The organism is Rhodococcus sp. P3_B8 (assembly GCF_056402775.1).
In genome coordinates, this window is the sequence record NZ_JBFUGT010000330.1 from 1 (window position 1) to 7,011 (window position 7,011).

9 protein-coding genes are annotated in these 7,011 nt (G+C 69.0%); 1 reads left to right on the top strand and 8 read right to left on the bottom strand.

Features of this window, described 5'->3' with window-relative positions; translation table 11 throughout:
• From AC1D1G_RS39155 to AC1D1G_RS39180, 6 genes are all read right to left on the bottom strand, one after another.
• Positions 1-655, bottom strand: a 655-nt coding sequence (locus AC1D1G_RS39155) for an amidohydrolase family protein (RefSeq protein WP_477956282.1), incomplete at its 3' end; no start/stop codon positions are given.
• A gap of 11 nt (positions 656-666) precedes the next feature.
• Complete coding sequence (locus AC1D1G_RS39160; protein ID WP_280782175.1) at positions 667-1,611, bottom strand: aspartate carbamoyltransferase catalytic subunit; 945 nt, start codon at positions 1,609-1,611, stop codon at positions 667-669.
• Positions 1,612-2,241, bottom strand: a complete 630-nt coding sequence (gene pyrR, locus AC1D1G_RS39165) for a bifunctional pyr operon transcriptional regulator/uracil phosphoribosyltransferase PyrR (RefSeq protein WP_283332341.1) — start codon at positions 2,239-2,241, stop codon at positions 1,612-1,614.
• Between the two features lie 140 nt (positions 2,242-2,381).
• A complete protein-coding gene (gene nusB / locus AC1D1G_RS39170) occupies positions 2,382-2,891 on the bottom strand; it encodes a transcription antitermination factor NusB (protein ID WP_009480418.1) in 510 nt (169 codons plus the stop codon).
• Entirely contained in the window at positions 2,892-3,455 is a 564-nt protein-coding gene (gene efp / locus AC1D1G_RS39175) for an elongation factor P (RefSeq protein WP_105421857.1), read from the bottom strand.
• A 34-nt stretch (positions 3,456-3,489) separates the two neighbouring features.
• A complete protein-coding gene (locus AC1D1G_RS39180; protein WP_009480416.1) occupies positions 3,490-4,593 on the bottom strand; it encodes an aminopeptidase P family protein in 1,104 nt (367 codons plus the stop codon).
• A gap of 135 nt (positions 4,594-4,728) precedes the next feature.
• Here AC1D1G_RS39180 and AC1D1G_RS39185 point away from each other — a divergent pair, with 135 nt between their 5' ends.
• Positions 4,729-5,475 (top strand): B-4DMT family transporter, encoded by a 747-nt coding sequence (locus AC1D1G_RS39185; RefSeq protein ID WP_283332340.1) that lies wholly within the window; start codon positions 4,729-4,731, stop codon positions 5,473-5,475.
• An 86-nt stretch (positions 5,476-5,561) separates the two neighbouring features.
• On the opposite strand, the gene aroB is transcribed toward AC1D1G_RS39185, so the two are convergent.
• Both aroB and AC1D1G_RS39195 read right to left on the bottom strand, forming a co-directional pair.
• A complete protein-coding gene (gene aroB / locus AC1D1G_RS39190) occupies positions 5,562-6,674 on the bottom strand; it encodes a 3-dehydroquinate synthase (protein ID WP_477956283.1) in 1,113 nt (370 codons plus the stop codon).
• A gap of 65 nt (positions 6,675-6,739) precedes the next feature.
• Positions 6,740-7,011: shikimate kinase (locus tag AC1D1G_RS39195; protein ID WP_477956284.1), on the bottom strand; the 272-nt coding region annotated here is incomplete at its 5' end.

The window sequence follows — 7,011 nt, forward strand, 5'->3', positions numbered from 1 at the left end:
CGGCGGCGCGCGGCCAGCCCGCGAGCCCGAGCCGGGCGGCGGTGGGGCCCTCGTGTGCGACGGCGCCGACGGTGAGCCGCGGCTCCTCCGCGTGCTGCGCGATGAGCACCCCGAGCGAGCTCGAGTACTCGAGCGCCCGGCGCATGATCAGCGGGTCGTAGACGCAGTGGCCGTCGTCCGAGAACATCCGCACCCGGCCGACCCCCGACGCCATCGTGGCCATCTCGGCGAGCTGCTTGCCCTCGAGCCCGACGGTGACGGCGCCGACGGGATGCACGTCGACGAGTCCGACTTCCTGGCCGCGGCGCCACACGTGGTCGGTGACGACCACCGAATCGGCGACCGGGCTGGTGTTGGCCATCGCGAACACCGCGGTGTACCCGCCGAGCGCGGCGGCGGCCGAACCGGAATCGATGGTCTCGGTGTCCTCGCGGCCGGGTTCCCGCAGGTGGGTGTGCAGGTCGACGAAACCGGGGAGCAGGATCTGCCCCGCCGCGTTGATCACGTCGACGTCCGGCCCGCTGTCCTCGCCCGCGTCCGCACCGATCGCGGCGATGACGCCGTCCCCGAGCAGCACGTCGGTGGGTTCGCCCTCGCCGTACAGCAACACGTTCTTGATGAGCACTGTCTCTCCTGTCACTGCACTGTCACTCATCCCGCTACCACTCATCCCGCAACTTCCTCCGCTCCGACCAGCAGCCGGAACAGCACCGCCATCCGCATGTGCACACCGTTGGTCACCTGCTGCAGCACGGCGGTCCTCGTCGAGTCGGCAACCGCCGACGCGATCTCCATGCCGCGCAGCATCGGGCCGGGGTGCAGCACCACCGCGTGGTCGGGAAGCAGCGCGAGCCGCTTCTCCGACAGGCCGTAATTGATCGAGTACTCCCGCTGGGACGGGAAGAATCCGCCGTTCATCCGTTCCGCCTGCACACGCAGCATCAGGACGGCGTCGAGGCCGGGAAGCTCCGCGTCCAGCGAATGCGCCACCGACACCGGCCAGGTGGACACCCCCACGGGGAGCAACGTGGGCGGCGCGACCAGGACCACCTCGGCGCCGAGCATCGACAGCAGCAGTGCATTCGACCGCGCCACCCGGCTGTGCAGGATGTCGCCGACGATGGCGATGCGCTTGCCCTCGATGTCGCCGAGACGCTGACGCAGCGTGAGCGCGTCGAGCAGCGCCTGGGTGGGATGTTCGTGGGTACCGTCGCCGGCGTTGATGACCGCCGGCCCGCCGTCGTCCTGATGCCCGGTCCACTTCGCGATCTGGTGGGCCGCACCCGAGGCGGGGTGGCGCACGATCAGGGCGTCGGCGCCGGCCGCGCGCAGTGTCATCGCCGTGTCCCGGAGGGATTCACCCTTGGACACCGACGAACTCGAGGCGCTGACGTTGATGACGTCCGCGCTCATCCACTTCCCGGCGACCTCGAACGACACCCGGGTCCGGGTCGAGTTCTCGAAGAACACGGTCATGACCGTCCGGCCCCGCAGCGTCGGGAGCTTCCGCACCTCACGTCCGAGGAGGGCCTGTTCGAAGCGTTCGGCCTCGTCGAGGAGTTCGACAGCCGATTCCCGTGTCAGGTCCGCGATCGACAACAGGTGCTTCACTTAGCTCTTCCCCCCGGAGATCATGACCGCGTCGCGGCCGTCGTGTTCGCTCAGGAGCACCTTGACGTCCTCGGTGCGGGCGGTGGGCACGTTCTTGCCCACGTAGTCGGCGCGCAGCGGCAGTTCGCGGTGGCCCCGGTCGACGAGGACGGCCAGCTGAACGGCGCGCGGCCGCCCGAGGTCGCGGAGGGCGTCGAGTGCCGAGCGGACGGTGCGGCCGGAGAACAGCACGTCGTCGACGAGCACCACCAGGGTGTTGTCGACGCCGCCCTCGGGCACCGACGTGCGTTCGAGGGGACGGTGCGGCTTGGTGCGCAGGTCGTCGCGGTACAGGGTGATGTCGAGGGAGCCGACCGATGGGCGCACCCCGGAGAATTCTTCGACCTTCGCGGCGAGGCGGGCGGCGAGCGTCGTGCCCCGGGTGGGGATGCCGATCAGGACGACCCGCGGCGCGTCACCGTCGGCGGCGTCCAGCGCGGTCTTCTCGATGATCTGGTGCGCGATTCGCGCAATGGTCCGTCCCACATCGGCTGCGGACAGCAGCTCGCGTGCGGGCTCGACGGACGGGGACGACTCTGGTGTTGAATCCGCCGGTTCCCCGGCGGGGCGAGACCCTTCGGGCACGCGCATACAACGACCTCCTTCTCCGCCTCACTGGACGGATCGTTAAAGGATGCCTGACGCGGACAGCTTATCAGCGCGTCGACTGCGCCAGGCCCGGACCCCTGACCTGCGGGCCCGCAGTCGCGGGCCCGCAGCGGGACACGAACTTACGAACCGGCGTCGTTCGACTCGCCGCCGGCGGTCTCGGTGCGCCGCGACGTCGCGGCCGCAGCCGACCGCACCTGCGGCGCCACCAGCACGACCTGACCGAGGATGCCGTTCACGAACCCCGGCGACTCGTCGGTGGACAGCTGTTTGGCCAGCTCCACCGCCTCGTCCACGGCCACGACCGGAGGCACGTCGGTGGCGTGGAACAGCTCCCACACGGCGATGCGCAGGATGGCGCGGTCGACGGCGGGCAGCCTCTCCAGCGTCCAGTCCTGCAGGTGGGATCTGATCACCTCGTCGAGGCGGTCCAGGTTCTCCGCCACCCCGGTCACCACGGTGACGGTGTACGGAGCAACCGGCGCCACGGAGTCGTCCTTGCCGGACAGCTCCGCGCGCTCGGTGGCGAGATCGACCGGATCGAGATCTCGCGCCTCGGCCTCGAAGAGGAAATCGACGGCGCGCTTGCGGGCCTTGTGCCGTGCGCCGAGTTTCTTATGCGTACCGGACACTCAGGAATTCACACGCCCGAGGTAGTTGCCGTCGCGGGAATCGACCTTCAGCTTGTCACCGGTGTTGATGAACAGCGGCACGTTGATCTCGGCACCGGTCTCGAGGGTGGCGGGCTTGGTGCCACCGGTGGAGCGGTCGCCCTGCAGACCGGGATCGGTGTGCTTGACCACCAGTTCGACGGTGACGGGCAATTCCACGAACAGCGGGACGTCCTCGTGCGTCGCAACCTGCACGGCCATGTTCTCGAGCATGAAGCGTGCACCGTCGCCGACGGTGGCCTCGCTGATCGAGATCTGGTCGTAGGTGTCGCCGTCCATGAAGATGTAGTCGGTGCCGTCGTGGTACAGGTACGTCATGTCGCGGCGGTCGACCGTGGCCGTCTCCACCTTGACGCCGGCGTTGAACGTCTTGTCGACGACCTTGCCCGAGAGCACGTTCTTCAACTTGGTGCGCACGAACGCGGGACCCTTGCCGGGCTTCACGTGCTGGAACTCGATGATCGTCCACAGCTGGCCCTCGATCTGCAGGACCAGGCCGTTCTTGAAATCACTAGTGGAAGCCACTTGCTTCGCGTCTCCTCGATAAGGTCGAAACCGTCTACACGACAGTCAGGTCTTTGGTGGTGAGTGTGAGCAGCTCCGGTCCCTGCTCACGAACCACGAGCGTGTCCTCGATCCGCACGCCTCCGCGCCCGGAGAAGTACACGCCCGGCTCGACGGTCACCGCCGCACCGTCCAGAAGTGTACCGGTGCCGAGCTTGCCGATTCCCGGAGCTTCGTGGATCTCCAGGCCGACGCCGTGTCCGAGCCCGTGCAGGAACAGTTCCCCGTAGCCCGCGTCTTCGATGACCCGGCGGGCGGCACCGTCCACGGCGGACACCTCGGCGCCCGGGCGCAACGCGTCCCGCCCGGCCTCCTGCGACCGCGCGACCAGCGCATACACGTCCCGTTGCCAGTCGGCGGCCTGCCCCAGGACATACGTTCTGGTCATGTCCGAGTGGTATCCGCCGACCTCGGCGCCGAAGTCCAGCTTCACGAAGTCGCCGCCGGCGAGGACCGCCTCGGTGGGGCGGTGGTGCGGGATCGCCGAGTTGGCGCCGGCCGCGACGATGGTCTCGAACGAGATGCCGTCGGCGCCGTGCGCGAGCATCAGCGCCTCCAGTTCCCGGCCCACCTCCTTCTCGGTGCGTCCCGGGCGGAGGCCACCCCGTTCGATCAGGTCGGCGAGCGCGGAGTCGGCGGCCGTGCACGCCGCCCGCAGCAATCCGACCTCGAAATCGTCCTTCACCATCCGCAGTTCCTCGACGAGACCCGGAACGGGATCGAGGCGCGCGTCCGGCGCGAGCACCGACCAGGCCGCGAACTCGTCCACCGTCACCACGTGGCTCTCGAACGCCAGCGAGGACGGGCTCCGCCGACCCACCGATTCGATGAGGTGCGCGGCGCTGGCGCGGGCGATCTCGGCCCGCAGATCGGGAACCTGTTCCCCGACTTGCGTGAGGTAGCGGCCGTCGGTGCAGATGACGGTGCGCTCCTCGGCCCCCTCGGCGTCGGCGGCGTGCACGAGCAGGGCGGCGTTCGATCCGGTGAACCCGGTGAGATAGCGGATGTTCACCAGATTCGTCACCAGAAGTGCGTCGAGATCCCGGGCGGCGAGGGCCGCGCGCAGCGCCGCGCGCCGCGAACCATGATCAGCAGGCATGTCGTCAAACGTACCGGCAAATCGCGGCCCGGAGGGCGCGGATCGACGGCACCCGTCCGGTGGCGAGAACAGGTTTCAGAGCGCGCCGTGTGGGTTAGACCACACGGGTGAAAACCCGCTCGTTACGCTGTGCCCATGAATGCGTGGGTGGTACGCGGCCTCGGCATGGCCCTGATACATGTTTTCGTTCGTGTGATCCTCGGTGTGTCGATCACACAGTGGCCCCTTCAGGGATCCGCTCTGAGATGGCTCGCACTGCTGATCGTCGTGTTCGTGGCGCTGATCTGGGCCGGCATCGACGGCATCCGGGACCGTCGCCGGAACCCCGAGCCGGAGGACGGCGCCGACTTGACGATGCTGTGGCTGAAGGCGGCCCTGCTCGGCGGCATCGTGGCGGGTGTGGGGAGCTGGCTGGCCAACCTGATTCCGTCCCTCAACGTCACCCAGAACTCGTTCTTCTTCGAGATCACGTCCGGGGCCGCGTTCACGGTCCTGCTGATCTTCGTGCCTGCCATGCTCGCCGTGTTCCTCGGCCGGTTCTTCGTCAGCCGCGAGTCCAGGAAGACGGAGAAGGACCGCGGCGAGCGTCACCCGACGGCACGCGGCGCCGGAACGGCCGCAGGGGCAGCAGCGGGGGGAACCGCAGCAGCAGCCGTCGCCGACGACGAGGGCTACGGACAGAACTATCCCGGCCAGGCCTACGAGCAGACCGCGGACACCGGTTACGCCGGGTCCGACGCCGACACGGCCGTGTTCGAACCGGTGCACAACTACCGCGAGGACACGTCCGACCTCGATCAGCCGCAGGGTGGGGACACCGCGTGGCAGGACCCCGTCGACCTCGGGAAGCGCACCACCGACGACCAGCGCCGCGGCGAGTAACAGCCTCGGCTTCACCACACCGACAGACGACGCGGCGGTGTGAGCGCACTCGCTCACMCCGCCGCGTCTCACTTCGTGCCGCTACGTCACAGCAGGACGGCACCGCCGGTGCCCGGCTTCTCCTCCCGCGCCACCGCGGAGTACGCGGCCACGAGCAGAGACGGGTCCGGGCCCTCGAGCCGTSCCGGCTTCGCGAGCCCGTCGAGCACGACGAACCGCAGCACGCCCGCCCGGTTCTTCTTGTCGGTCTGCATCCCCTCGACCAACTGGCCGAACGCGTCCGCGTCGTACGTGGTGGGCAGACCCACCAGTTCCAGGATGGTGCGGTGCCGGTCCGCCGTCGCATCGTCCAGGCGTCCCGCCAGACGCCCCAGCTCCGCCGCGAACACGAGCCCGACGGCGACCGCCGCACCGTGGCGCCAGCGGTAGCGCTCACGCCGCTCGATCGCATGCCCGAGGGTGTGCCCGTAGTTCAGGATCTCCCGCAGATCGGATTCGCGCAGATCGGCGGCCACGACCTTGGCCTTGACCTCCACGGACCGCCGGATCAGTTCGGGCAGAACGGTTCCCGTCGGGTCCAGGGCGGCTTCGGGATCCTTCTCGATGAGGTCCAGGATCACCGGGTCGGCGATGAAGCCGGTCTTCACGACCTCCGCCATTCCGGCGACGATCTCGTTGCGGGGCACCGTCTCCAGCGTCGCCAGGTCGATCAGCACCGCCGACGGCTCGTGGAACGAGCCCACCAGGTTCTTGCCGGCCTCGGTGTTGATGCCGGTCTTGCCGCCGACCGCCGCATCCACCATCGCGAGCAATGTCGTGGGCACGTGGACAACGCGCACACCGCGCATCCACGTCGCCGCGACGAACCCGGCGAGGTCGGTGGCCGCGCCGCCGCCCAGGGAGACCACGGCGTCGCTGCGGGTCAGCCCGATGCGGCCGAGGACCTCCCAGCAGAATCCGGCCACGGCCAGATCCTTGCCGTCCTCCGCGTCCGGAATCTCGATGCGGTGCGCATCGATTCCCTTCTCGGCGAGTGCCGCGCGCACCGCCTCCGCCGTCTCGGCCAGCGGCGGCTGATGGAAGATCGCCACCGTCCTCGTGCCGGTGAGTTCGTCCACCAGCTCGCCGAGCAATCCGCGCCCGATGATGACCGGGTAGGGGTTCGCCGTCTGCACCTGTACGCGTACCGGTTCGGTCACTGTCTGCTGCTCCGCTCCGTCTTGTCCGAGATTCTCGGATGTCTTTGTTCCGCCGGGGTCGCCCATCACTCGGCGAGTTTCGCCACCAGCTGCTGCACCACGCGGGCGGGGCTCCGCCCGTCCGTGCGTATCCGGATGGACGCCACCTGTCGGTACAGCGGTCGGCGCTTGCGCATCAACTCGGTGTACTTCTGGCGGGGGTCGCCACCGGCGAGAAGGGGGCGCGCGGTGTTGGTCCCCGTGCGCTTGAGCCCCTCGGCCACGCTGATCTCGAGATAGATCACGGTGTGGCCCTTCAACAATTCCCGGGTCCGCTCGGAGAGGATGGATCCACCGC